Below are 26977 nucleotides of genomic sequence, written 5' to 3'. Positions count from 1 at the left end.
AAATGGATATCACTTTATATATATCGCGATTTCTATATCGAACCAGATATCAAATATTCTTTGGTAGCTTAATCGTCACGGCTCTAGTCGCTTACTTTACACAATTTTTGCCTAAAACCTATACGGTTAATACAAGTATTTTTACAGGAATTGTATCATCAACCGGACTCGATGAGGAAAAACAAACTTTTTTCGAACAAAATAACACTTTTGATAATTTAATCAATCTAACCAAAGCAAAAGGTTCTCTTGAGAAAGTTTCTTTGAAATTGTTTGCGGCAAGTATGATTTATGGCAATCCGGATGAAGACAATATGTATATTACTGCTAAAAATTATTCAACCCTACAAAAAATCGTACCGGAAGAAGTAAAAAATCTAATTAATAAGGATTCTTTAGCTTTAACAATAAAGAACTTGGAGAATTATAAAAAAGAAATTCCACGGAACTTCTTATTTGATTTGTTTAATTACACACATCCACATTACAGTTACCATACATTGAAAACAATATCGGTTGTACGTTTAAACAACAGTGATTTAATCGAAATATCATTCAAATCAAATGATCCCGGAATAGCACTACAAACTATAAAATTTGTTACCGAAGAACTAATAAGTACTTATGAGAATACCCGCTATAAAGGAGCTAATGATATTGTTTCTTATTATGAGAAACAACTTAAAGCACATCAGGAAAGTTTGAATATATTAGAAGACGATTTAACTGCCTATAATGTAACAAACCAAGTTATCAATTATGAGGAACAAACTAAGGCTCTTGCTATTTCTTATACAAATTATGAAGATAGATATGAACAGACAACCAGAGAATTAAAAAGCGCGATAAGTCTAATTGACAAATTAGAATCGCAAATGGATATTAAATCTAAATTGATTAAAACAAACTCAGACTTTCTCGATGCACTGAGCGAAGTTTCAACTATAAACGGTAAAATCACAGAGATAGAGGCTTTTCAAACAGATAATGCAATAATTGAAAATACAGAACTGGAAAAATACAAAAAACAATTAAAAACAGCCGAAAGTAAAATATTAGGTTTATCAAATAACATTAACGCATATAAATTTTCAAAAGAAGGAGTTGCTATTGATGATATGGTTAATCAGTGGTTAAATGAAACTATTCGTAAAACCAAAGCTGAAGCTGAATTGAAAGTTTTAAATGAACGCAGGGGAGATTTTGATAAAAAATATAAAACACTCTCACCAGTCGGAACACAAATAAACAGGAAAGAACGCGAGATTAGGGTAAAAGAGGAATCCTATCTTGAAATTTTGCATGGTTTAAATTTAGCGAAATTAAAACAGAAAAATATACAATTGACATCTGCATCCCTTAATACAATTACTCCTCCTACATTCCCTTTGATGAGTGACGGAAGTAAACGTGGATTGTTAACGGCAGCAGCACTGATTGGCAGTATTATCTTCATTATTGGGTTCAATTTGGTAATAGAGCTACTTGATCGCACATTAAGAGATGCGGAGCGAGCTAAAAGATTAACAAAGACCTCTGTATTTGGAGCTTTTACCGGAAACATTCAACTCAAATACCGTGGATATATAAAGGCTTGCAATCGGGTTTCAGCCGCCTACACATGTAACAGATTGAATTCTTTTCTACACAAAGGAAAACCTACTTTTATTAATATTCTTAGTATTGAAGAAAAAGAAGGAAAAAGTTTTGTAATTAAATATTTGAAAGAGCAATGGGAAGAACAAGGTTTAAATGTGATTTGTCTCGTTGCAGAAAAAGATTTTACAGTCAATTCATCTTATTTACTTGCAAATAATTTTGATTACTTTAAGATAAATGACAAAAATATTGATATTATAGTCATAGAGCATTTATGTATGCAACAAAATACAATTCCATCTGAATTATTAAAGAAAGCAGACGTGAATTTATTAATTGTTAACGCATGTAGAGTTTGGAAAAACAGTGATGACGAATATTTAAAATATTTAAAAGAGGTAAAAGCCGATGCCCCTCTTTATATGTATTTGAATAATGCAAAACGAGAGGCTGTAGAAGACTTTACCGGCCCTCTACCTCCTAAAGCTTCCATGCGAAACTTAACGAACCGTATTATATATTTAGGACTCACAGCAAGAAATTCCGCTGTAAAAGAATAAATATATGGATAAGTATAATATATATATTAAACAAAATCATTTACTCCCTGCAATTTTAATTTCAGGCTTAATTGGAATTGTCATATCATTAATAAATAACAGTTTATTAATATTTGGCATTATCATTAGTCTACCATTTTTATTCACCCTGATTACATCTATAGTAAAACGCCCTATAATCCTTTTCTATACCTTATTTATCATCAACTACTATATCATGGGGACAACTCGTTACATGAATATTTCTGGTATCAGTGTTATCATGGATGTACTTTTAATTCTTATAGTCCTATTAATAATTATTCATGCTGCTTTATTAAATAATATTGAATGGAAGCGTGCATTCAATATTCTAACATTAGGTTCTCTTATTTGGATGATTTATACTTCAATTGAAATCATAAATCCGACAGGATTATTCGAAGGATGGTATTTATCAAGAGGACTTGTGTTCAACGGATTTATTATCACTATAATAGTTTCATTATTATGCAACCGATATCAAATTGTAAAAACATTAACACTCATATTTTCCATTTTGGTACTCACTGCGATATTTAAAGCCTTTATGCAAAAGTTTCTAGGCTTTGATACAGGAGAAAGAAAATGGTTAAATAATGGAGGTGCCTTGACGCATATAATAGGAACTGGCACACGTTATTTTTCGTTTTTTACCGATGCCGGTAATTTCGGTTCTAACATGGGATATGCATTCATATTATTTGGGATAACAGCCTTATACACTAAAAATGTTGCTTATAAAATATACTTCGCGATAATATCAATTCTAAGTATGTATGCAATGCTTCTTTCCGGAACCCGTGGAGCAATGATTGTCCCTTTAGGTGGGCTATTATTATATACCATTATTTGCAAAAATATAAAAGCTATGGCATTTGGTGGAGTTTGTTTACTGTTCATCTATGTCTTTTTTGCGTTTACAATGATTGGACAGGGAAATCAACAAATACGTAGGATGCGTACAGCTTTTCGTCCTTCGGAAGACGCTTCTTTTAATGTTCGAAAAGAAAATCAAAAAAAATTGGGTTTATACCTCAAAACAAAACCTTTTGGCGAAGGGTTAGGCCTGTCCGGTGTAGAGAATCAGAAATTGTCAAAACGTCTTACAACTGCAATTCCTCATGATTCTTGGTATGTAAAAGTGTGGGTTGAAACAGGTATTGTCGGTATCACTCTCCATTTAGCCATGATTTTTGGAGCAATTGCACGTGGCGCATGGATTTTAATGTTTAAAATAAAGGATACAGAACTTAAAGGTAGATTGACGGGCTACCTGTGTGGTATATTTGGGATGTTTTTAAGTGCTTACGGTAATGCCTTTTGGGGGCAATATCCCACTTACATAATCGCATTTACAGGCATCACATTTGTACTGTGTGGAGAATACTTTGATAAAGAAATTGAAAACAATAAAAATCTATCTAAAAATAAAAATATTATATAACCTATGGACTTAATCAATAATGTAATAGGAATAGATTGGACAAACAGTCAGGAAAAATATTTTTTGATGGCAGATGCTATTTTATTTTTATTATTCTTAATACCGGTACTCTATTTACTTATCTTCGCATTTTCATCATTGAAAAGACGAAAAGATACTTATCCGACAGCCAAAAAGAAATATCGTTTCGCTGTTTTATTTCCGGCTTATCAGGAAGACAATATTATTAAAGAAACGACACAATCATTCTTTAAACAAAATTATCCAAGAGATTTGTATGATGTATTTGTTATTTCTGACCATATGAAAGATTCAACGAATTTGCAATTGGAAAGTCAGACAGCGATTGTACTTAAACTAAATAACGCCAAAAGTACAAAAACCTATGCACTACAAGCAGCAATCCGGTACATCGAAGAACAAAAATCAATTTATGATATTATTGTAGTTATGGATGCAGACAATTTAGTTGAAAAAGACTTCTTAGAAAAAATAAACAATGCGTTCTACTCAGGCTGTTCTGCTGTACAAACTCACCGCATGGCAAAAAATAAAGACACCTCCATTGCTGTTTTAGATGCCGTCAGCGAAGAAATAAACAATTCCATCTTTAGAAAAGGACACACTATTCTTGGTTTCTCATCAGCATTAATTGGCTCAGGCATGGCTTTTGACTATGATCTCTTTAAAGATAATATAATGAAAGCCAGTGATGTTGGAATAGACAAACAATTAGAAATGTCTTTATTAAAAGAAAATATATATATCGACTATTTAGAGGATGTTCCTACCTATGACGAAAAGATTCGAGGGAAAAATGGATTTTATAATCAACGTAGAAGATGGTTGTCAAACCAATTCACGAATCTATTTTGGGGATTATCTTCATTGCCCAAAGCTATATTAAGAGGGAACTGGGATTATTGTGACAAATTATTTCAGTGGATGATGCCGCCAAGAATTATTCTTCTCGGATTTATTATACTATTCACTTTACTATTTACAGCGTACAATTTCACATTGTCCATTAAATGGTGGGGATTACTATTATTACTATGTGTAACATTCAGTCTTGCTATTCCAGATTATTTGGTCAACAGCAAATTCAGAAAAGCAATTCTTAATATTCCGATTTTATTTGTATTGATGTTCTTTAATTTTTTCAGACTGAAAGGAGCTAATAAAGAATTTATTCATACGGAACACATAGTCAACAACAACAAACAAGAAGAACCATGAAAATAGCCATAGAAGCACAACGCATATTCCGTCCTAACAAACACGGAATGGATTTTGTAGCCTTAGAAAGTATCCGGGAGCTACAAAAGATTGATAAAAAAAACGAATATTTTATATTTGTAAGTCCGGGAGAAGATCGCTGTTTGCAAGAGACAGAAAATGTACATATTATTGAACTACATTGCCCCACATATCCTTTATGGGAACAAATAGCTTTACCAAAAGCTGTAGCAAAAATAAAACCGGATTTATTACATTGTACAAGCAATACAGCTCCAATACACAGTCCTGTTCCCTTAGTTTTAACACTGCATGACATTATTTTCCTGGAGTCGAGACAACGCGGAAATAAATCTTTATATCAAAATATGGGATGGTATTATCGTAGGCTAATTGTACCACGCATATTACCTAAATGTAAAAAAATTATTACAGTATCCCATTTCGAAAGAAATCGTATCAAAGAAACTTTACAACTTCCTGAAGGACAAGTCATAACTGTTTATAACGGGTATAGCAATCATTTTTATCCTCGAACAGACGTTTCTCCAATTACAAAAAAATATATACAGGCTTCAGAATATCTATTTTTCTTGGGCAATACAGATCCTAAAAAAAATGTACCTCGAACCCTGAAAGCCTATAGCCTATACAGAGAACAATCTTCAAAACCGTTACCCTTATTAATTGCAGATATTAAAAATGATGTTCTCGATTCAATGCTAAAAGAAATGAGGATTGAACATATTCGTCCTTTCATCTTCAGTCCGGGTTATATTCATAATACTGATTTACCATATTTATATAGCGGTGCTTCCGCATTTCTATACACATCTCTCAGAGAAAGTTTTGGCATCCCATTACTAGAAGCAATGGCTTGTGGTACACCTGTAATTACATCTAATACCTCTTCCATGCCAGAAATTGGAGGAGAAAAGGCACTTCTTGTAACACCAACAGATGAAAGAGAGATTGCGGAGAAACTTATTTTACTGGAAAACGATAAAATATTACGCCAAGAACAAATTAGATATGGCTTAAAACAGTCTCAACAATTCTCATGGAAAAAAACAGCTCTAAATTTACTTTCTATTTATTCAAATTTATAATAAAAGATTATGATTAAGGGGAAAAATTTCATATTTACCAGTCTACAACCTTGGGATATGGCTATTGGTTCAAATGTTAAAGATATTGCAACAGAAGTATCCAAACATAACAAAGTACTATATATAAATACTCCATTAGACAAAAAAAGCTATAAAAATAATGAAAACTCACCTGAGTTCATTCAGCGTAAAAACGTTATTGATAAGAAGCGGTCGGAATTAAGACAAATCAATCCTAACTTATGGGTATTAGATTATCCATTTACTATCTGGCCAATAAATTTTTTGCCTGATGGATTATTATTTGATATTGGCAACAAAATTAACAACAATAGAATGTATTCATTTGTAAAGAAAATATTACAAGAAATTCACTTTAACGAATACATCCTATTCATTGATAACGATATTTATCGTAGTTTCTATGCAAATGAAATTCTATCACCCTCCTACTCCATCTATTACAGGAGAGACAATTTGGTCTCATCCTATTGGCAGAAACATGCACCAAGATTAGAACCTATATTGTCAAAGAAATGTAATATAGTAGCTGTAAATTCTATCCAACAGGCAGAGTCAATTCTACCATTCAACTCAAAATGTTATGATATAGGGCAAGGGTTAGACCTCAGTAAATATGATTACAAGGCAAACTATCCAAAACCTAAAGATATGTCTGACATTCCACATCCTATAGTAGGATATGTAGGATGGATTACTAACCGGAGATTGGACGCAGACCTTATTTTTGAAGTAGCAAAAAAAAGTACACAAATATCTTTCATTATGGTTGGTGGTGAAGATAAATATTTCAAAAATCACAAACTGCACACTCTTCCCAATGTATTCTTTTTAGGTGAAAAAAGGCAAGAAGAAATACCTGCATATGTTGCCCATTTTGATATTTGCATGAATCCACAACTAATTAATCAAATAACAATAGGTAACTATCCACGTAAAATAGATGAATATTTAGCATTAGGAAAACCTGTTATAGCTACTAAAACAAAAGCAATGAGCATGTTTGATAAATACGTATGGAATTGTACAGGTGTAGACGAATATATACAAGCTATTCAAGAAGCCTTACAAACCAACTCACAGGAGGAGATACAAAAAAGAATTGATTTTGCTCACACTCATACATGGGCAAATTCAGTCAATCAACTATATTCACATATAAACATCTAAAATCACTTTATTATGCTAAACAAATATCCCCAACTTAAAAAGGTTCTTCACTATTTATTAGTACATCCTTATTCATCACGTCCACGCTTATGGGCCAGAATTTTTCTTATTCCATTTGTTATAAAAAAAGGAAAAGGAGCAATAGTCAGAAGAAAAGCAAGATTAGACATTATTCCTTCCAAGAAAATATCATTAGGGGAAAGAAGTATAATTGAGGATTATTGTATTATAAACAATGGAATGGGTGACATAACAATAGGAGATTTTACTCATGTAACATCTCGGGTAAAATTAGTAGGTCCTGTTAAATTAGGTAATTATGTCACTATTGGAAGTGGGGCACAAATAACCGGATTAACACATAATTATTTAGATGTAACGCGTCCAATAGCCAAACAAGGTGTAACTCCCAATCAAACAGTAGTGGAAGACGATGTTTGGATTGGAGGTAATTCATGTATTAATCAAGGTATAACAATTGGTACACATTGTATTATTGCTTCCGGTAGCGTTGTTACTAAATCTGTCCCACCTTACTCTGTTGTAGGCGGTAATCCTGCCCGTATTTTGAAACAATATGACTTTGAACGAAAAGAATGGATTAAAGTTCCTAAAAAATAGCAGATATGGTTTCACTTATCACCATAAATTATAATGGATACAAAGATACTTGTGAATTGATAGAAAGTCTTCAGCAATTTGAAGACTTTCCTTTTGAGATTATTGTAGTAGACAATGCCTCTCCAAACGGTGATGGCCCTTTACTCAAAAAATCACTAGCCAATGTGACAGTAGTATGCAGTGATAAAAACTTAGGTTTTTCAGGAGGAAATAATTTAGGGTATCAGTATGCTACAGGTGAATATATTGTATACATTAATAATGATATTACCATCTCGGCTCCTTTTCTAAAGGCATTAGTCGACAGACTACAGTCATCTGACAGAATAGGTGCTGTTTCTCCTAAAATCAAATATGAATATAAAAAGGATACCATCCAATACGCAGGATACATAGCGGCTAATCCAATACGGGTGAGTTATAATTTGATTGGGTTAAATCAAAAAGACAATGGACAATACGACATAGCTCACCCTACAGATGCAATTCACGGAGCTTGTGTCATGACTTCACGAAAAATCATAGAGGAAGTTGGCGCAATGACAGAATCTTACTTTCTCTTCTACGAAGAACTTGATTGGAGTTGCCAATTACAACGGGCTGGCTATGAAACCTGGTATGAACCTGCAGCCTGCATTTTTCATAAAGAAAGCATGACTATTAAGCGCGGGTCTTCATTCCGACTATATTATCTGACTCGAAGTCGAATTTTATTTGCACGTCGTAACTATTCTTTTATGAACAAATTGATGGCATTGTCTTATCAGATAACTATTGTTATTCCCAAAAACATTCTCTTATATTCAATACATAGAGAAAAAGCTATGCTTAAATCTTTTCTTAAAGGTTGTTTCCATGGTTTCATGGACAAAATCCATATATAAAACAATTAAAAAAGCTTCCCCCTATGAATGTTCAGCAAAAAGTCGCATCAATTGAAACTTTACGTGGATTTGCGATTCTACTCGTAGTAATCGGCCATGTTATAGGCTCAACTCCGGAAGGTGGAATGAGAATAGACTTCCCCTCACCTTGGCGTTATTTATATTTATGGATTGATTATATTCAAATGCCGTTGTTCACAGCCATTGCCGGATGGGTCTATGCGATAAGGCCCATTCAAAAGGATATGTTAAAGAAATTCTTGAAAAAGAAAGTTTACCGTCTATTTATTCCTATGGCTGTCGCAGCAACTTTGTATTTTCTGGTTCAATATATAATTCCCGGAACAAATAACAAAGGACATTTATCTGAAATTTGGCGAATATACATCTTCCCGTATACTATTTACTGGTATCTACCGTCTCTTTTCATCATGTTCACATGCGCCGCAGTTATCGATATTCAAAAATGGGCAAATCGAGTACAAAGTTGGCTCATCTGCATAATCATTGCTTATATAGGAGCTATTGTTTCAAAAGAGATTATGCCCCCTACCATACCAAATTTGTTCAGTTTTAAGGGTGCAATCGCTCTATTCCCTTATTTTATGATAGGAATGGGAGCTAATCGATTTTCAGAAAAATTATTTGTTGTACAAAAACAATGGGGATATTCTATTCTGGCTCTAATAGGTATTATCCTTTTACAATTCGAATGGTTCTCTCCAATAGCAGAAATTCATTTATATCAATGGCTAAAGCCAATCTGGGTTATGACACTATTACTTTTATTACTCCATCAAAAACATTCTTTTAAGATTTTCACTTGGCTAGGGAGTTATGCATATGTCATTTATCTATACCATGGTTTTGGAACATCCGGCGGACGTATCCTGCTATCACGTTTTGGTATTCATTCAGAAATTCCGGTTTTCTTGTTTGCCTTAGGAATTGCAATATTATTTCCTGTTATAATAGGAATGCTAGGAAAGAAATGGAAACTAACGCGTATTCTCATACTTGGCAATAAATAAGAAACGCATACCTGTCAATTAAAAAAAATCTATTTTGTCGACAAAACGTTCTATCAATTAACAAATCTCATTTTGTATAACTATCCAAAACTATCCCTTCCTATTCCAAAAACCATGTATCACAGAATATAGCATACTGATTTCTTTCAATTTAAGACAATATGCTCCTCCTATATAATAGATACCCCCCAAGCACCCACCAATTAAAACCATTCCTATAGGAGGAAATGGCAGTAATGTGCAAGCATACATGACTCCTCCTAATGAGAAAGAAAATAAAATAACCGGCAGTAATACTTTCATTTGTGTAGAAAGGCTAATCCTAGTTACTTTCCATACATAAAAGGATATAATAAGCATATCTGCCATAGCATAAAGAATAAGTCCTATACACATAATTTTCACACCATACGGAACAGTTGAAAACAATATAGTGAAAGCAATGACTTTTTTTAGTATTTCTGCATACAAAAAATAATCAGAACGCCCTTTAACATTCAGCATATTATGATTTATTTTCATAATCGGGTCCCACATAAAAGCTATACACATTATTTGTAGCAGTGGAACGGCCGGAAGCCACTTGTCTGTCAGTAGCAACCGTACCAACGGTTCTGCTAACGCACAAAGACCTATCATGACAGGAAAAATCAAGAAACAAGCCATGCGCAGATATTTAAGAAAAATACTATTCAATTGTTCCGCATCATCTTGCAACCGGCATTGAATAGGATAAACAGCCCTTACAATAACATTCGTCAAGTTGGTAGAGGGAAACTGTGCCAACGTAAAAGCCCGGTTATAAAAACCAAGATCTCCTGCAGAGAACTTTTTCCCTATTATCAACGTATACAGATTTGTATAAATAGTATGCAATAATGAAGATGCCAGTAATTTTGACCCAAAAGAAAACAATCCCTTAAACGATTCCTTCGAAAAACACAGCATAGGTTTCCATCCCGAAAAAATCCAAACAAAAATAACTCGCAGCAAATTATTTAACAATGATTGATAAACAAGCGCCCAGGCACCAAAATCCATATAGGCCAATGTTACCCCTACTATACCACTTATTATCACTGATAACAAAGAGGCTATTGCCAATCGTTTAAAATCCAAGTTTACAGTCATTTTTGCCTGTTGAACAATTCCAAACGAATTGACAATAAGAGTAATTCCTACCACACGAGTAATAGAGACCAACGCATCTTCATTATAAAATCCGGCGATGGAAGGAGCGGCTGCATACAATAACAAATAGATTATAGCAGATATCACGATGTTAAAATAAAACACGGTACTATAATCCACCTCTGTTCTATCCTTTTTCTGTATCAGTGCATTTGCAAAACCACTATCTATAAAAGTCTGAGCTATGGCCATAAATATACTGAGCATGGCTATCAAACCATAATCAGTGGGCAACAAGAGCCGGGCAATGATGATACTCAACAAAAATTGTATACCCTGAACAGAAAAACGTTCCACGGCACTCCAAAAAACACTCGTTGTAGCTTGTTGTTTGACAGACATACCGATGTTATATTAATGATACCGATTTCTGCTTTACAAATTCATCCCACCAAACCGCCAACGCCAGCAAATTAAAATACTGTATAGCCCGATTTTGTCGATACCAGAACCAGTTGCCACCTTCACGTTCCTCCTTATCATACCGATTAATAAAATGTTCGACAGCTTTTTTGTTTAAAAAGTCAGAAACAACAGAAGAACTCAGAATATAATCCGCAATCCGATTCCGCTGGTCATCATCTTTGAAAAAAATAGGCATTGGAGCAAATCCACCCTGTTTCTTTTTCGATGTGATGACTTCCGGCAACATGGATTTATAATGATACTTCAATAAAAATTTGGAAGCTCCCTGCCCCTTAGCTATGCTGGAAACACTTTCACCTTTACATTTATATGAGACAGGAAGTTTCATTATAAAATTATACAAGTCCAAATCCATATAAGGGAATGTCAAATGATTCCCAAACATATCCGCCAACTTCGAGGCCTTAAATAATATGACCTGATTAATTATTTTCTCAATATCACCCTTATATTGATGTTGTGTATATAAATGTTCAAAACTACGAATATCAGCAGAAATAGAAGAAGCCCTGTTCTGAACAGGCTCTTTTAATAATTGCTTTAACTGGAAAGAGGAAAAACCGAATAAATCACCATCCAATATGTGCAATATTTTATCCAAATGAAAACGTATCCGATAGAATTCAGTGTCTTTGTCAAACATGGAGCGATTCAGCAAACCATACAACAATTTCGCAAAAGGCTTTATTCCATAACGGGAAATAAGATAATGCAAAGCAACCTCACGTCCTGATGTCCCGAAATACTGGTCGTTACCATCACCACCTAACAGTACATCCGGCCGGTTCGCACTAACCAATTTCATTACAGAATAATTTACCATCAAGCCGCCTTCAACAAAAGGATCACCCAAATACTGTATAATATCCGGTAGAGCATCTATCTCACTTCCGTCGATTTCGTATTCGGTATGTTTTGTATGAAAAGTATCCGACATGCACCGGGCCAAAGGCAACTCCGTCCAATTATCTCCTTTGAATCCTATGGAGAAAGAATGAATATCCCCTTTATAGAAAGAGCGTAAAGCAGCCAGATTACATCCGGAATCATACCCTCCGCTTAACAAAATACCCACATTAGAACTTTGTCCAATACGTTTCTTTATCGCTTCTGCATGCAATGCAGCATATTCATCTGCACATTCATCCAATGTTTTATTCGATGTGGCCGGTTCTATCAAAGTTGTATTATATAAAGAATGGCATTCCAAACGACCATTTTTAGCCTGTATGGTCTCACCTCCACCCAGCTTACGAACAGTCTTAAAAGCTGAATGAGGAACACCAATATAGCCCACCGACAAAAATGTAGCCAGCGACTGATAATCCGGAGTCGTATCAAACCCCTGAGTCATCCTCAACAAAGAAAGAGATGATGCAAAATAAGTATCATTATAATATACCTGCTCCGACAAACCATGATGATCACGGACTAACAAAATCGTATCTGGTTTTTTTAATATACAAGTAAAAGCCCCATCCAGACATGCAATGCCTTCCAATCCTTTTCTATTGTACACATCCCAAAATGCTTCTGCATTATTTTCCAGGAAGCAACATAAGGTTCTTTTATTATAAAGCTCACCAAAAAACCAGATTTTCACTTCATTCTGTTCAAAAAATGAACACGAACCACTATATATCAATCCATCCTTCCGGTTCATTCCGGCCATTTCAGGAAGTTCATCTCCTTTATTCCATCGACCTATAAACATATCATTTATCCTCTACTTTTAATTATTTGAACCATGTGCCGTATGAATGAATTTTTTATTCGCCCCTTTCAACTTAAAAAGGTTCAAGAACATATTAAAGAATGTCTCCGGCAATTTTATCACAGCAACAAGCAATTGGGACGTATATAATTTTCGTGGAATCGCTATTGCTAAAGCTAATAAAAGAATAAACAACAAGCTCCACCATTTTACTGCCAGCCCCAAAGAAAAGAAGGAAATAAGCAGAGCGATGATAAAGGTTCCTCCCAACAAAAGAAGACGAGGTATACTCATCTGTTGAAACATCTTATCACAAAAATCCCAATTTCTATTCATTATAGCATGAGGAAGATCACCTAAGAATTGCACCAAATAATGAGTCTGAGCTGATAACCAACGCCGACGCTGACGAGCAAAATCTTTTTGATTTTGAATTTTTTCATCCAAAACATACGCGTCCGGCAAATAACCGATACGTTTTCCTATTTTAAATAAAGTCAACTCCAATGCACGGTCGAAACCACCGACAGCATTAATCTCTGCAAGTTCCTTCTTTAGCACTTCATAATCAAAAGCCATTCCTGAACCTATCAAAGCTGCCGATAATCCTAAATTAGTATGTCCTTGGCGAAAAATACTATTGTTGATTTCTTCACTTACTGCATCCAGATAAGCAAGACTTGTATTTTTATTTTTTGCAATCCGGTGCGTCTGGTAAGCAACGACATACTCATTAAACGTATTTTCATTAATTTGCCGAAGATAATCCGGACAAATTATGTTATCTGCATCCAGAATCAACGCTATATCATATCCGGACAAATGGCTCATTGCCAAATTGAGTGCTTTAGCTTTCGTACTGTTTTCAAAATGAACAATTTCCAATATGATAGGCAATGCTGACAACTCTTCATTGGTTTCGTCACTCATCTGATCAGATATAACAACAATATCATATTGTCCTTTAGGATAATCCTGTAATAAACAGGACTCCACACATTCCATTATAACTTTATCTTCTTTATAGGCTGGTATCAATATAGCTATCCGGCGGAACTCAATGTTCCCTTCCGTTTTTGTAGTTTTCTTTTTCCGTAAAGAAGCAAGGCTAAAAACGAATAAGTAAAGTATGTTAATGGAGAAACAGATAAAAAAGAGTATCTCCAATGCTTTCAAAATAATCATGTCGCAAGATTTATAGATTCTGAAAATATTGGATTGTTCTTTTCAAACCTTCCTCTAAGGAAACAGTAGGCTTCCAACCATCCAGTTTTTTTTGTGCTAAAGAAATATCAGGCTTTCTCTGTCTCGGGTCATCTGAGGGTAAAGGACGAAATACTATTTTAGATTGAGAACCCGTCAAACGTATAATTTGTTGTGCTAATTCAATCATCGTAAACTCTTCGGGATTACCGATATTAACCGGACCTGTAAAATCATCTTCTGTCGACATCATCCGTATCATACCTTCAACTAAATCATCCACATACTGAAAACTCCGTGTTTGCGTACCGGTTCCATAAACTGTAATATCCTCATTCTTTAAGGCTTGTACTATGAAGTTTGATACCACTCTTCCATCGTGAACCGTCATATTAGGACCATACGTATTAAATATGCGAATTATTTTTATACGAAGTTTCTTCTGCCGATGATAATCCATAAAAAGTGTTTCCGAAGCCCGTTTGCCTTCGTCATAGCAACTACGGATACCGATTGTATTCACATTTCCCAAATAAGTCTCGGTCTGCGGATGCACAACCGGGTCACCGTAAACCTCACTCGTAGAAGCCTGCAATATTTTTGCATTGCAACAACATGCCAAATCAAGCATATTGATAGCTCCCAAAACAGAGGTCCTGAATGTTTGAATCGGATCAAACTGGTAATGGATTGGCGAAGCCGGACAGGCCAGATTATATATCTCATCTATATCGAATCTTTTCTGATATGGATGCGTTACATCATGTTCTTCCAATCGAAAGTTGGGACAACTTAGCAAATCTTGAACAAGTTTTTTTGAACCTGTAAAGTAATTGTCCAGGCATATTACTTTATTTCCTTCATTCAACAAACGTTTACATAAATGCGAGCCTATAAATCCTGCCCCTCCCGTCACTAGTATAGATTTCATTATTTTACCCTAGAATTGTTTTTTGTCGTTTATCAATCATTTGGTCGCAAATATACGATAATTCCAAAAGTATTTTAAAATAATGCTTGAAAATTATATATTCTCTTAAAAAATAATCAATCCTATTACATAAGGGTATACAAAAAGCCACTATTTTTGTACTCTTCAAACACTAAATACAAATTAAGTTATATACTATGGGGCAAACGTATTTCATTTTTTCTCTTTTATTTTGGATTGGACTATTCATCGTCTTCTATACCTACGCCGGATATGGCATATTATTATATCTGCTTGTAAAAATAAAAGAACTGTTCTGTAAACCCGTTCAGTTATCATTGCCTGCCTCTTTACCGGACGTTACACTTTTCATTGCTGCCTATAACGAAGAAGAGATTGTCGATAAAAAAATGGCGAATTGCGATGAATTGAATTATCCGGCAGACAAGCTTCATATCGTCTGGGTAACAGATGGTTCCGATGACAACACCAACGAATTTCTAAAAGCATATGCCGATGTGACCATATTGCACACTCCGGAACGGAAAGGCAAAACCGCGGCGTTAAACCGGGGTATGATGTATATTTCAACTCCATACGTCATTTTTACTGATGCAAATACGATGTTGAACAAGGAAGCAATAATAGAAATTGTTCGTCAATTCTCGAATCCGAAAGTCGGATGTGTTGCAGGAGAAAAACGAGTCGATATCCAGACTGCGCAAGGAGCAACTGCAGGAGAAGGATTATATTGGAAATATGAATCGACACTAAAAAGACTCGATGACCGGCTCTACTCGACTGCCGGAGCAGCCGGAGAGCTATTTGCCATACAGACAAAACTATTTGAACAAATGCCATCGGATACTCTATTAGACGATTTCATTCTTTCGCTCCGTATAGTCAGCAAAGGATATAAAATTGCCTATTGCAAAGAAGCTTATGCCACGGAAAGCGCTTCACTCAATATGAAAGAAGAGGAAAAAAGAAAAATACGGATTGCAGCCGGTGGCCTACAGTCCGTTTGGCGCCTACGTAGTTTGTTCAATATATTCCGGTATGGGATATTTAGTTTTCAATTTATAAGTCATCGCGTATTAAGATGGACAATAACTCCTTTGATATTGTTTTTACTCTTCCCACTAAATCTCGTACTGGCCTATACGGGTAATCCTTTATATGTCACCCTGTTGATATTACAAATATTCTTTTACGGAGCTGCTTTTGCTGGATATAAAATGGAGCAACATAACACACGAAATAAGTTACTGTTTGTACCCTATTACTTCACCTTCATGAATATAAATGTGATTTGTGGATTTTTCTACTTAGCCCGGAATAAGGGAAACGGAGCTTGGGCCAAAGCAAAACGAACACAAGCATAGCAACTCACCCGAAAAACTGTGGTAAAAAAAACACTGAAACAAGTTCCCAGTGCCACCGTAGTGGCACTGCTCATACATTCGGAACAAAAATTTAGCACTTGATGCTCAATTGACGCAGTACGTCACGTATCTTCTCAAATGTTGTAATACGGGTCGGAACCAGCGGTAAACGCAATTTGTTTTCAATAAATCCCATTGCATTCAACATACTTTTTGCTCCGGCAGGGTTACCATCCACAAACAACAAACTGAACAATTCCGTAAAACTATGATGAATCGTACGCGCACTTTCATAATCACCGGCAAGTGCCAACCGTACCATACGGCTAAATTCACGCGGGAAAGCATTTCCTATTACGGAAATCACTCCGATAGCCCCCAATGTTATAAGGGGAAACGCAACGCCATCATCACCTGAAATCACATTAAAATTGGCAGGTTTGTTTTTGATGATATCATCCATTTGCGTAATATTGCCGGATGCTTCTTTTACAGCAACAACATTCTTAAATTCACGAGCAATGCGCAAAGTTGTTTCGGCCGTCATATTTACACCTGTACGTCCCGGTACATTATATAATACAATCGGAAGTGTTGTAGCTTCAGCTATAGCCTTGTAATGTTGATAGATGCCTTCCTGTGAAGGTTTATTGTAATAAGGTACGACGGAAAGTATCGCATCGATACCGTCAAAGTTGTCATTCTTCAGTTTTTCGACAATGGAGCGGGTACAATTACCCCCCAAACCAAGCACGATAGGAATACGCCCGTTTACCTTCGTTACTACAAGTTCGATGATATGCTTCTTTTCTTCTTCGGTGAGAGTAGGAGTTTCAGCAGTAGTACCCAACACAACCAAATAGTCGGTTCCATTCTGCACTTGGTAGTCTACAAGTTTACCTAAAGCCTCATAGTCTACACTTTCGTCTTCTTTAAACGGGGTGATTAAAGCCACCCCCATACCTTTTAAATTTATGTCTGCCATGGAAAAAATCTTCCTTTTTTTATATTTAGCCCTGCAAAAATAAAGAATTTATATTATTTTGAGCGAATTGTTTGCAAATAAAATAATATATGTCCGAATAAATGATTGATATCGCCACGCTCTGTTATTGAAATAGCTAAATCATACAAATCCATACTTTCATGTTTCACTCCTACTTTAAATTGGCAAGGATGCTGAAGCATAAGATATTGCATCGGATAACAACCCGGTCTGGTCAAATCTATTAAAATATCGGCTTTCATAGCATTGCATTCATTGACAACAGTTTCTTTAGGGCTATACCAGGCATCCAAATCTTTTTTTACATGGATTACTTTGTATGAATCATTCATTTGAGGTACAGTATCACCGGGAACATATACACAAGCTGATACTTTCTTATGAAGCATGCGCAATGTTTCAAGACAAGGTTCGACAACCGCAAGGTCATTAACATGAAATAAAGCCAATATGTGATTTGCTTCTTTCAATGTGCAAAACCGGTGTTTTCGGGTAGAAGCCTTCGATGCCAAATATTGCACTTTCTTCTTAATAAAGTAATGAGTCAATTTCATTCAGCTATCATATTTAAAAATTCTTCTTCATTAATAATCTTTACTCCTAATTTAGCAGCCTTTTCCAATTTAGCCGGCCCCATATTAGCGCCAGCCAAGATATAATCTGTTTTACCGGATACGGAGCCGCTGTTTTTACCTCCGTGCTGCTCAATCATAGCCTTATATTCATCTCGCGAATGTTGATTGAACGTACCGCTTATTACTATAGTAAGCCCCTTCAGCTTTTCAGAACGATTAGCTATCGTTTCCTCATCTACAGACATCTGCAAACCATATTCTTTCAGACGGCTTATCAAAGTCAGATTGCGTGCATCGGCAAAATAATCAGTTATACTTTTAGCAATACGTTCACCTATTTCATCCACTTCAATCAAATCTTCAAAAGAAGCTTGTTCCAGCTGTTCCATAGAATGAAAAGCTGAAGTCAGTCGTTTGGCTACAGTTTCACCGACATAACGTATTCCCAAACCATATAAAACTCGCTCAAAAGGAACTTGCTTTGACTCTTCGAGACTAGCCAATAAATTCCGGGCACTCTTATCAGCCCAACGTTCCAAACTTAGCAAATCCGATAAAGTCAATGTATATAAATCTGCTGCATTCTTTACAAAACCTGCATTATAAAGATCCTCTACTGTTTCCGGACCTATATTGATATTCATGGCTTTCCGGGTAACAAAATGCTCGATTCGTCCTTTTATCTGCGGAGGACATCCGGATTCATTCGGACAATAATGAGCCGCTTCACCTTCCGGTCGTACCAAAGGTGTTCCACATTCAGGACAAATCCGGATAAAACAAACTTTAGCACCCAACAGCATGGAACGAGCATCCATATCCACACCGACTATCTTTGGAATAATTTCTCCTCCTTTTTCCACATAAACCATATCACCGAGATGTAGGTCTAGTCCCTCAATAATATCAGCATTATGCAGAGATGCACGCTTCACGGTCGTTCCGGCCAGCAGCACCGGTTCCAGATTCGCTACAGGTGTGACAGTTCCGGTACGTCCTACTTGAAAAGATACTGAATTCAAGCGTGTTACAGCTCGCTCTGCCTGAAATTTATATGCAATCGCCCAACGTGGACTTTTAGCAGTGAAACCTAAATTTTTCTGCTGTCGCAAAGAATTTACTTTCAAAACGATTCCATCTGTCGCTACCGGAAGATTTTTTCGTTCCGTATCCCAGTAGGCTATATAATCGTAAATATCTTGAAGTGTATCACATTTACGAATAACGTCCGGTATTTTAAATCCCCATTTACGGGCAGCCTCCAAATTGTCATAATGCGTATCAGCAGGCAACTCTTCCCCTAATAAATAATAAAAATAGGCATCCAGTTTTCGGGCTGCCACAATCGTCGGGTTTTGTTGTTTTAAAGTTCCGGAAGCTGCATTGCGAGGATTAGCAAACAAAGGTTCTTCCTGCTCTTCTCGCTCTTTATTCAATCGGTCAAATTCAGCCCATGGAAGCAATATTTCACCACGTATCTCAAATTCAGCCGGATAGCCGGCGCTCATTAGTTTCAAAGGGACAGAACGAATCGTTTTTACATTCGCCGTAACATCATCACCACGAGTCCCATCGCCACGAGTAACAGCACGGACTAAACGTCCCTTCTGATATATTAAAGAGATTGATGTTCCGTCATACTTCAGTTCGGCTACTATTTCGAACGGCTCATTTAAATCACGAGCTATCCGTTCATAAAAATCACGAACTTCTTCTTCTGAATAAGTATTGCCTAATGAAAGCATCGGATATTTATGTACAACCTGCTCGAACTCCTTCGAAAGGTCACTCCCTACTCGTTGTGTAGGAGAATGAGGATCTGCATATTCCGGATATTCCTCTTCCAGAACCTGTAAGGTCTTCATCATCCTATCAAACTCACGGTCTGATATAGTGGGATTAGAGAGCACATAATAATTATAATTATGCCGCTCCAGTTCCTCACGAAGTGTTTTTATCTTTGCTTCAATCTCCTCCATAACTGAATACCAAAAATTAATACACAAGTTTCACATTGTCTATCCACATCGTATTACCCGGAGAACCGATATAGGCTCCTCCATGACTCGAAGTAAACTGCAATATCATGTGCGTCGGTTCTTCTCCTTCCTCAGCCCAGCCTATTTCCTGAATAGGAACACTTTTGCCTTTGCTGTTTAAAGTATAGCGCTCTTCCACCTGAATCTGCATATAAGGCTTATAATCCGGATGAGAACTAATATCGCCATAAAGAATAGGATAAGTAGCCTCATTTACCCACCCGTCACTGGATGCCGTATAACGTTGTATCATTGTTCCCACCCGTTTGGCAAAAACATTTCCATCCTCGTCCTCCCAACGTTTTTGCAAAAAAAGGATTGCTGCAATTGAATCCTGTCCGGCAACAGTCGTTTTCCGACTAAAACCAGTACTCCGAATACGATTTTTTTCAGGAGACAGTTTTACTTTATAATCGAAACAAATCGCTATCGGTTTTTCGGTAAACGGAATCCCACTGGATAACATGGCTTGTGGATTTTTTGTTCCTTTTATCGGCTCATGCACCGTTCCGAGAAACATCGAACCGGCTGCAACCACTTCTATATCAACCAAACCGAAAACTTTTACGCTTTCCATGCGGGTTTCAAGACGCGCGCACCACCCCTCTCCTCTTCTTTCCGGAAAAACAGAGGTATTGGTTTTAACGACACCTGCCACTTTTGCCATCACATTCGAATTAGCCCAAGGAGAGCCGCCTTTATTGTGATAAGCCGTATTGCCAACAATAGTATCCGTTGGGCCTAATTCGTACAAATATTTAGTGTTCCCTCCGATAATCCCGGATTCGTGTATCTCGCGTACTACCCAATTATCCATATCACCAAAAGCGATAGGTAGTACTTTTTGAGCTTTAACAACCGCAAATTGACCTACGGCTATCAAAAGCAATATTATTCTTATAAACTTAATCCGTTTTATTTTCATTCTCTTTAATATTTATACAATTCATCATGACAGTCAATTGTTCATCTTCAATTGCCAATTACAATGAATATCCCCAAGCCTCCAAGGCCATTCCCCAATTTTTTTCTACAATCTGAACAGTACGGTCGTCATATCTGTACTGATTCTTCTTATATCCTTTCTTTTTACCAAGATATTTTTCAATCTCTGTTTTAGACTCTTCGAATCCAGGCAAGTTTAATTTCCGGTAAATATCCTCTGTCATAGCAAAAGCGTCCTGTTCGAAATCCTCGAACTTTACTTCAATCAGGTTGCCTTCCGGTATTAAATTCTTTTGTTCTTCAAACTTATAAAATAAACGCCGGTACACTTCAATCAGATTACTTTCAATTTGTTCATTAGAAATATCCTGCAAACGGAGTGGCTGTATCGTATTGGTAAAAAAGCTGCGTGTACTTTCAAATACAGTATATGGATTACGTTTCAAATAAATAAATTTAGCATTCGGGAACATCTCTACCAATGCTTTCACACGCCCGGTATGAGGAGGATTTTTACTAAGGAACTGGGTCCCATGCGTATTCCAGAGTGAAATCTTTATCAATTTCAGGAATGTTTCTTTAAAGACATTCAATTCATGTTCCGTAATATTATCAAACAGTAGATAACGGTCGCAATATTCTAACATGTGTTTCGGGAAAAACCAAAAATTATAATAGGTATAAGGCATCATATTTGCCAGAGCAAATTCTTCCTCCTGCGGCAAATCGACCTTAAGTTCCATATTATCTGTAGGACGTTTATCCGGCATTAAAAACGACATATTCTTTTTGAAAAAAGGTTGTCCCCAAAGCATCAGGTTTGGAAAGACAGTCTGATATGTCGTATTATATCCAAAATGTTTATCACAGGAAAATACATTATGAACAAAAGTCGTACCGCTACGCCAATGACCGAGTATGAACACCGGGTCCATTTCCAGTTGCTGGTCCGACAACTTGCGATAACGGGCATTCTCAAACGGTTGCAACAGGCTAAGCAAACGGCAAACCGACTTAGTCAGATAGTATTTGTTTCGAAATCCTTTATCGATTGTTTTATTGGCTGTCACAGCCTTGAATGTTTTCCAATCGGCACCAACCAATGTATTAATCGGTAGCTTGTCAAATTCGAGTAATCCCATAACTTATTTATTTTCTGTTATACATTTTACGGGAACACCTTGTCGTTCCAGTTCTTTACAAACTGCAAGGATAGCGTCATAATGTTCCGTTGCAATTCCTAATTCCGGTAAATTCAAGATTGCTAACGCATCTTCCGTAACCATATCGCGGGCATCTACCCGATTGATAATCATACCGACAGCCGATGTGTTATTGGTTATCGGATCTATCAAAATAAAAGCTCCGGTCTGTTTGTTTTTCTGGTAAGGGTCAAAAAACAGCTCCTTGCCAGTAGTGAAAACGACACGTCCGATTTCATTCAGCTTCATTGGTAATGTTTCCTCCGACAATTGTCCGTTTTCAATTGTCAGTTGCTCCATCGTATTGACATTCACCTTATAACGGATACTATCCACCCGGGCACGCGTCAGATTTGTTGTATGCTTAATATAAAATTGTTTATTTATATCCATCGGCTCTTCATCCATCCAAACCAGCATCGCTTCAAAATTACGGTCGGCTATAGGCAAATTATCCGGATGTACGAGCATTTCTCCGCGGGAAACATCGATTTCATCCTCTAATGTGATTGTTATACACTGGGGAGGAAAAGCATAATCCAATTCGCCATCGTAAGTAACAATACTTTTCACTTTAGAAGTTTTACCGGAAGGAAGTGCCATAACAGTATCCCCTTTACGGACAATGCCGCTGGATACTTTACCGCAAAAGCCCCGGAAATCAAGATTCGGGCGCAAAACATATTGCACCGGATAACGAAAATCCTCAAAATTACGATCTTGGTCAATCGGAACGGTTTCCAGATAATCCAACAACGAAAGTCCTTCATACCAAGGAGTTCGTCCACTCTTTTCCACAACGTTATCTCCATCAAGAGCCGACAAAGGAATATATGTAATATCCGGAATATTCAATGACTCTACAAATTTCTGATAGTCAGAAACAATCTTATCGAATATCTGTTTGTCAAAATCAACCAAATCCATCTTATTGACAGCCAGTACCACATGCTTGATGCCCAGCAAAGAAACCAGATAAGTATGGCGACGTGTCTGAGTAATCACTCCGGTACGAGCATCAACCAGAATGATAGCCAAGTTGGCAGTTGAACCGCCGGTAATCATATTACGGGTATATTGTTCGTGTCCCGGAGTATCCGCGATAATAAACTTACGGTTATTCGTACTGAAATAGCGATATGCTACATCAATTGTAATACCCTGTTCGCGTTCAGCTTTCAACCCATCCAGCAATAAGGCATAATCGATATGGTCGCCGGCATTCCCCATACGTTTGCTGTCACGTTCCAAAGCATCCAGCTGGTCTTCATATATTTTTTTACTGTCGAACAGCAAACGGCCAATCAAGGTTGATTTACCATCGTCTACCGAACCGGCAGTCAGAAAGCGGAGTAAGTCTTTCTGTTCGTCTTTATCCAAAAACTCCTTTATATTTAATGTTGACATAATCTTTCTTATTTGAAAATGACGAATTAAAAATATCCTTCTCTTTTTTTCTGTTCCATACTTGCATCCTGGTCAAAATCAATCACACGGGTAGTACGTTCGCTCTTCGTCGTAGTCATCATTTCTTCCACGATTTTCTCTATTGTATCAGCTTCGCTTTCTACGGCACCGGTTAACGGCCAACAACCCAACGTACGGAAACGAACCATACGCATTTTTATCTGGTCACGATATTGTTCCGGTAAACGGTCATCATCGGCCATAATCAAATTGCCGTCAATTTCAACACAGGGACGTTCTTTGGCAAAATAGAGAGGCACAATCGGTATGTTTTCCAGCCGAATGTATTGCCAGATATCCAGCTCCGTCCAGTTCGACAAAGGAAATACACGAATACTTTCACCCTTATGAACACGAGCATTATAAATATCCCACAATTCCGGACGTTGATTTTTCGGGTCCCATTGATGGAATTTATCCCGGAATGAATAGATACGTTCTTTCGCACGACTCTTCTCTTCATCCCGGCGTGCGCCACCGAAAGCAGCGTCGAATTTATATTTGTCCAGACCATGAAGCAAAGCCTGAGTTTTCATTAAATCAGTATGGACTTTACTCCCATGGGTAAAAGGTCCTACACCTGCGTGAAAAGCTTCCATATTTGACTCCACAATCAGGTTCCAACCATATTTTTTCGCATACTCGTCACGAAATTGAATCATTTCCTTAAATTTCCATTTTGAATCAATGTGCATCAAAGGAAATGGTACTTTTCCGGGAGCAAAAGCCTTCTCTGCCAGGCGAACCATTACAGAAGAATCTTTACCGATAGAATAAAGCATAACAGGGTTTTCAAATTCGGCGGCAACCTCCCGAATAATATGGATGGACTCAGCCTCCAACTCCTGTAAATGACTTAATTTATAATCTGACATAATTTTATTTTTTTAGTTGGCAGATGTTTTCGACAGCTGTCGTCAACTGATTTGTATTTTAGGTATAATTAATTCCAATAATTTATTGACTGATTCTTCCAGACTCAATATCGATGTATCCAGTGTCAAGGACGGATGAGCCGGAGCTTCGAACGGTGCGGATATGCCGGTAAAATCTTTAATTTCGCCTCTACGAGCTTTCGCATATAGTCCCTTTACATCACGTCGTTCACATTCCTCAATCGGCGTACTCACATAAATCTCCAGAAAGTTATCTTTTCCGATAATTGAAGCAGCCATTTCCCTGAGGGCATTGTTCGGACTGATAAACGCAGCTATCGTAATAATACCGGAATCGATAAACAATTTACTTACTTCTGCAATACGGCGAATATTTTCCACACGGTCTTCAGCTGAAAATCCGAGATTATTGTTGATTCCACTACGAATATTATCACCATCCAAAATACGGCACAACAAACCGCGTTTATGTAGTTCCCGCTCAAGAGCAATCGCAATTGTACTTTTTCCCGAACCGCTCAAGCCGGTAAACCAAACCATCACACTTCGCTGCTTCAGCAAATATTCCTTATCCTCTCTCGTTAGCATTTTATCGAAAATAGGATAGATATTATTTTGTTCTTTTTCCATTTTGAGTTGTTAAATTTTCCCGGATTAAAACTTCCAGATTAGAGGAATTGCAAATACTGAAATTAAAAATGTAATCAGGTTAAGAGGCAAACCTATCTTCACAAAATCTGTAAATTTATAACTGCCGATACCTTGCACAATCAAATTTGTCTGATAGCCTATCGGCGTGCTGAAACTTGCCGAAGCAGCCATACAAATCACGACAAAGAATGGAGTCGGATCCACCCCCAATTGGGTTGCTACCGACAATGCAATCGGGAAACTCAGAGCCGCTGCCGCATTATTCGTGATAAGCTCCGTAAATATATTCGTGATAATAAAAACAATCGCCAACAAAGCATACGGTCCCATATTATGAGACATTCCGATAATATGGCTGGCAATTAACGCTGCGAAACCTGAATTTTCCATTGCTTTACTAATCGCAAAAGCGCATGCAATGGTTATCAAAATATCCCATGATATATATTTGGTATATTTTTTCGGAGGGAAAATTTTAGTCCAAGCCATAATAATGGTTGTTATACATACAAAGAAAAACATATCCAAACGGATACCGGGAAAAGCTTTTCTTACAGACGGAAGTTCACCAACCGTAGCTCCGACAATCATAAAAATCAATAATCCAAGTGCCAGCCAGCGTTTTTTGCGGGAAACAGGTTCTATTCCGTCAGAACCATTGGCAAGCAAAAGGAATACACTGGATTCCCCCCATGTCGGAACAAAAGAATCATCAGCCCAAAGTACCAACGTATCCCCTTCATGCAAGACCACTTTATCCAAGTCTCGCGTGAAACGCTGTCCCCCGCTCTTCACCTCTTTTACGATGGCTCCATAATGGCGGGTAAAGTTGAATTCTCCCAAAGTTTTATTGATACCGGGGAAACGGGAGCCTAACACAGCCTCCACCCGGTGCAGATTACCAGGATTTCCTTCTTCCTCTTCATCCATATAGGTATCTGTACGTGAATCCGGCAGTAGCTTATTGGAAAAAACAAAAAGATAGATAATTCCTGCCAAAGCAATAAATATACCCACCTTTCCAAGTTCAAACATCGTGAAACCCTCAAAACCGGCTTCCAATATCATACCATGTACCACCAAATTAGTTGAAGTACCAATCAATGTACAAATACCACCGAGAATCGTAACATAAGAGAGAGGTATTAGAAATTTAGTAGCCGGTAACTTAACGTTTTCCGCCCACCGTTTGATAATCGGAGCAAAAATAACAACAACCGGTGTATTATTCAGGAAAGCGGATATAAACGCAACAGGCGGTAATATTCTGAACTGAGCTTTAAACACGGTTGTTTTGCCTTCCGGTAATAACTTTTTTATAACTTGTCCTAAAGCTCCGCTCTGACGGATACCCTCACTGACAAGAAAAAGCATTCCTACCGTTATCATGCCTTTATTGCTAAAGCCTTCCAACATCTCTTTCGGCGTTAATATACCAACACAAAGAAAGAGAACCACAACGGTTAGTAACACCATTCCAGGCCTCAATTTGTCCCATATTAACGCAGCAATCATGCCGACCAGCGCCAGCAACACAAATATTATTTCAAAGTTCATGCCTACCTAAAATCTGTTCGTGTAAGTTTTTCAGATAAGGTGCAAATGTAATAAACAATTGACAATGGGCAATTGACTATTAACAATTAT

22 protein-coding genes are annotated in these 26977 nt (G+C 36.9%); 9 read left to right on the top strand and 13 right to left on the bottom strand.

The features are described from left to right. Positions 1–2 precede the first annotated feature (2 nt). From DW103_RS00920 to DW103_RS00885, 8 genes are read left to right on the top strand one after another with little or no spacing between them, the layout of a single operon-like run. Positions 3–2159 carry a hypothetical protein gene (locus DW103_RS00920; RefSeq protein ID WP_122273785.1) on the top strand — a complete coding sequence of 719 codons (2157 nt, stop codon included), beginning with the start codon at positions 3–5 and terminating at the stop codon, positions 2157–2159. Between the two features lie 4 nt (positions 2160–2163). Further along, positions 2164–3624, top strand: a complete 1461-nt coding sequence (locus tag DW103_RS00915) for an O-antigen ligase (RefSeq protein ID WP_122273784.1) — start codon at positions 2164–2166, stop codon at positions 3622–3624. A gap of 3 nt (positions 3625–3627) precedes the next feature. Further along, entirely contained in the window at positions 3628–4863 is a 1236-nt protein-coding gene (locus DW103_RS00910) for a glycosyltransferase family 2 protein (RefSeq protein ID WP_122273783.1), read from the top strand. Beyond that, positions 4860–5972 carry a glycosyltransferase family 1 protein gene (locus DW103_RS00905; protein ID WP_122273782.1) on the top strand — a complete coding sequence of 371 codons (1113 nt, stop codon included), beginning with the start codon at positions 4860–4862 and terminating at the stop codon, positions 5970–5972. Before DW103_RS00910 ends, DW103_RS00905 begins: the two co-directional genes overlap by 4 nt. A gap of 9 nt (positions 5973–5981) precedes the next feature. Then, positions 5982–7163, top strand: a complete 1182-nt coding sequence (locus DW103_RS00900; protein ID WP_122273781.1) for a glycosyltransferase — start codon at positions 5982–5984, stop codon at positions 7161–7163. A 12-nt stretch (positions 7164–7175) separates the two neighbouring features. After that, positions 7176–7784, top strand: a complete 609-nt coding sequence (locus DW103_RS00895; protein ID WP_122273780.1) for a DapH/DapD/GlmU-related protein — start codon at positions 7176–7178, stop codon at positions 7782–7784. Positions 7785–7789: 5 nt separating this feature from the next. Next, a complete protein-coding gene (locus DW103_RS00890) occupies positions 7790–8668 on the top strand; it encodes a glycosyltransferase family 2 protein (protein WP_122273779.1) in 879 nt (292 codons plus the stop codon). Positions 8669–8691: 23 nt separating this feature from the next. Continuing rightward, positions 8692–9699 (top strand): acyltransferase, encoded by a 1008-nt coding sequence (locus DW103_RS00885; protein ID WP_122273954.1) that lies wholly within the window; start codon positions 8692–8694, stop codon positions 9697–9699. 90 nt (positions 9700–9789) lie between these two features. On the opposite strand, the gene DW103_RS00880 is transcribed toward DW103_RS00885, so the two are convergent. From DW103_RS00880 to DW103_RS00865, 4 genes are read right to left on the bottom strand one after another with little or no spacing between them, the layout of a single operon-like run. Then, positions 9790–11232 carry a lipopolysaccharide biosynthesis protein gene (locus DW103_RS00880; RefSeq protein ID WP_122273778.1) on the bottom strand — a complete coding sequence of 481 codons (1443 nt, stop codon included), beginning with the start codon at positions 11230–11232 and terminating at the stop codon, positions 9790–9792. Between the two features lie 7 nt (positions 11233–11239). Next, entirely contained in the window at positions 11240–13030 is a 1791-nt protein-coding gene (locus DW103_RS00875; RefSeq protein WP_122273777.1) for an asparagine synthetase B family protein, read from the bottom strand. An 18-nt stretch (positions 13031–13048) separates the two neighbouring features. Further along, positions 13049–14215, bottom strand: a complete 1167-nt coding sequence (locus DW103_RS00870) for a glycosyltransferase family 2 protein (protein WP_122273776.1) — start codon at positions 14213–14215, stop codon at positions 13049–13051. A gap of 10 nt (positions 14216–14225) precedes the next feature. Next, entirely contained in the window at positions 14226–15164 is a 939-nt protein-coding gene (locus DW103_RS00865) for a UDP-glucuronic acid decarboxylase family protein (protein WP_122273775.1), read from the bottom strand. Positions 15165–15361: 197 nt separating this feature from the next. Here DW103_RS00865 and DW103_RS00860 point away from each other — a divergent pair, with 197 nt between their 5' ends. Continuing rightward, a complete protein-coding gene (locus DW103_RS00860) occupies positions 15362–16549 on the top strand; it encodes a glycosyltransferase family 2 protein (protein WP_122273774.1) in 1188 nt (395 codons plus the stop codon). A 91-nt stretch (positions 16550–16640) separates the two neighbouring features. On the opposite strand, the gene dapA is transcribed toward DW103_RS00860, so the two are convergent. Genes dapA through DW103_RS00815 form a run of 9 tightly spaced genes read right to left on the bottom strand, consistent with a single transcriptional unit; the run spans position 16641 to position 26887 of the window. Next, positions 16641–17534, bottom strand: a complete 894-nt coding sequence (gene dapA, locus DW103_RS00855) for a 4-hydroxy-tetrahydrodipicolinate synthase (protein ID WP_122273773.1) — start codon at positions 17532–17534, stop codon at positions 16641–16643. A gap of 53 nt (positions 17535–17587) precedes the next feature. After that, complete coding sequence (locus tag DW103_RS00850) at positions 17588–18109, bottom strand: hypothetical protein (RefSeq protein WP_122273772.1); 522 nt, start codon at positions 18107–18109, stop codon at positions 17588–17590. After that, positions 18106–20109 (bottom strand): NAD-dependent DNA ligase LigA, encoded by a 2004-nt coding sequence (gene ligA / locus DW103_RS00845; RefSeq protein ID WP_122273771.1) that lies wholly within the window; start codon positions 20107–20109, stop codon positions 18106–18108. Before ligA ends, DW103_RS00850 begins: the two co-directional genes overlap by 4 nt. A 16-nt stretch (positions 20110–20125) precedes the next feature. Then, on the bottom strand, positions 20126–21094 hold the full coding sequence (locus DW103_RS00840) for a PCMD domain-containing protein (RefSeq protein ID WP_122273770.1): 969 nt from the start codon (positions 21092–21094) through the stop codon (positions 20126–20128). Between the two features lie 58 nt (positions 21095–21152). After that, positions 21153–22256, bottom strand: coding sequence for a sulfotransferase (locus tag DW103_RS00835; protein WP_122273769.1), 1104 nt, complete (start codon positions 22254–22256; stop codon positions 21153–21155). Positions 22257–22259: 3 nt separating this feature from the next. Next, on the bottom strand, positions 22260–23723 hold the full coding sequence (gene cysN / locus DW103_RS00830; RefSeq protein WP_122273768.1) for a sulfate adenylyltransferase subunit CysN: 1464 nt from the start codon (positions 23721–23723) through the stop codon (positions 22260–22262). A 26-nt stretch (positions 23724–23749) separates the two neighbouring features. Next, a complete protein-coding gene (cysD, locus tag DW103_RS00825) occupies positions 23750–24661 on the bottom strand; it encodes a sulfate adenylyltransferase subunit CysD (RefSeq protein ID WP_199652935.1) in 912 nt (303 codons plus the stop codon). 39 nt (positions 24662–24700) lie between these two features. Then, positions 24701–25309, bottom strand: a complete 609-nt coding sequence (gene cysC, locus DW103_RS00820; protein WP_122273766.1) for an adenylyl-sulfate kinase — start codon at positions 25307–25309, stop codon at positions 24701–24703. Between the two features lie 24 nt (positions 25310–25333). Further along, positions 25334–26887: an SLC13 family permease gene (locus DW103_RS00815; RefSeq protein ID WP_122273765.1), complete on the bottom strand. Its 1554-nt coding sequence runs from the start codon at positions 26885–26887 to the stop codon at positions 25334–25336. Between the last annotated feature and the right edge of the window lie 90 nt (positions 26888–26977).

Origin of the sequence: Parabacteroides sp. AM08-6 (genome assembly GCF_003473295.1) — a bacterium.
Lineage (GTDB): Bacteria > Bacteroidota > Bacteroidia > Bacteroidales > Tannerellaceae > Parabacteroides.
This window is presented reverse-complemented; position numbering and strand designations above follow the sequence as displayed.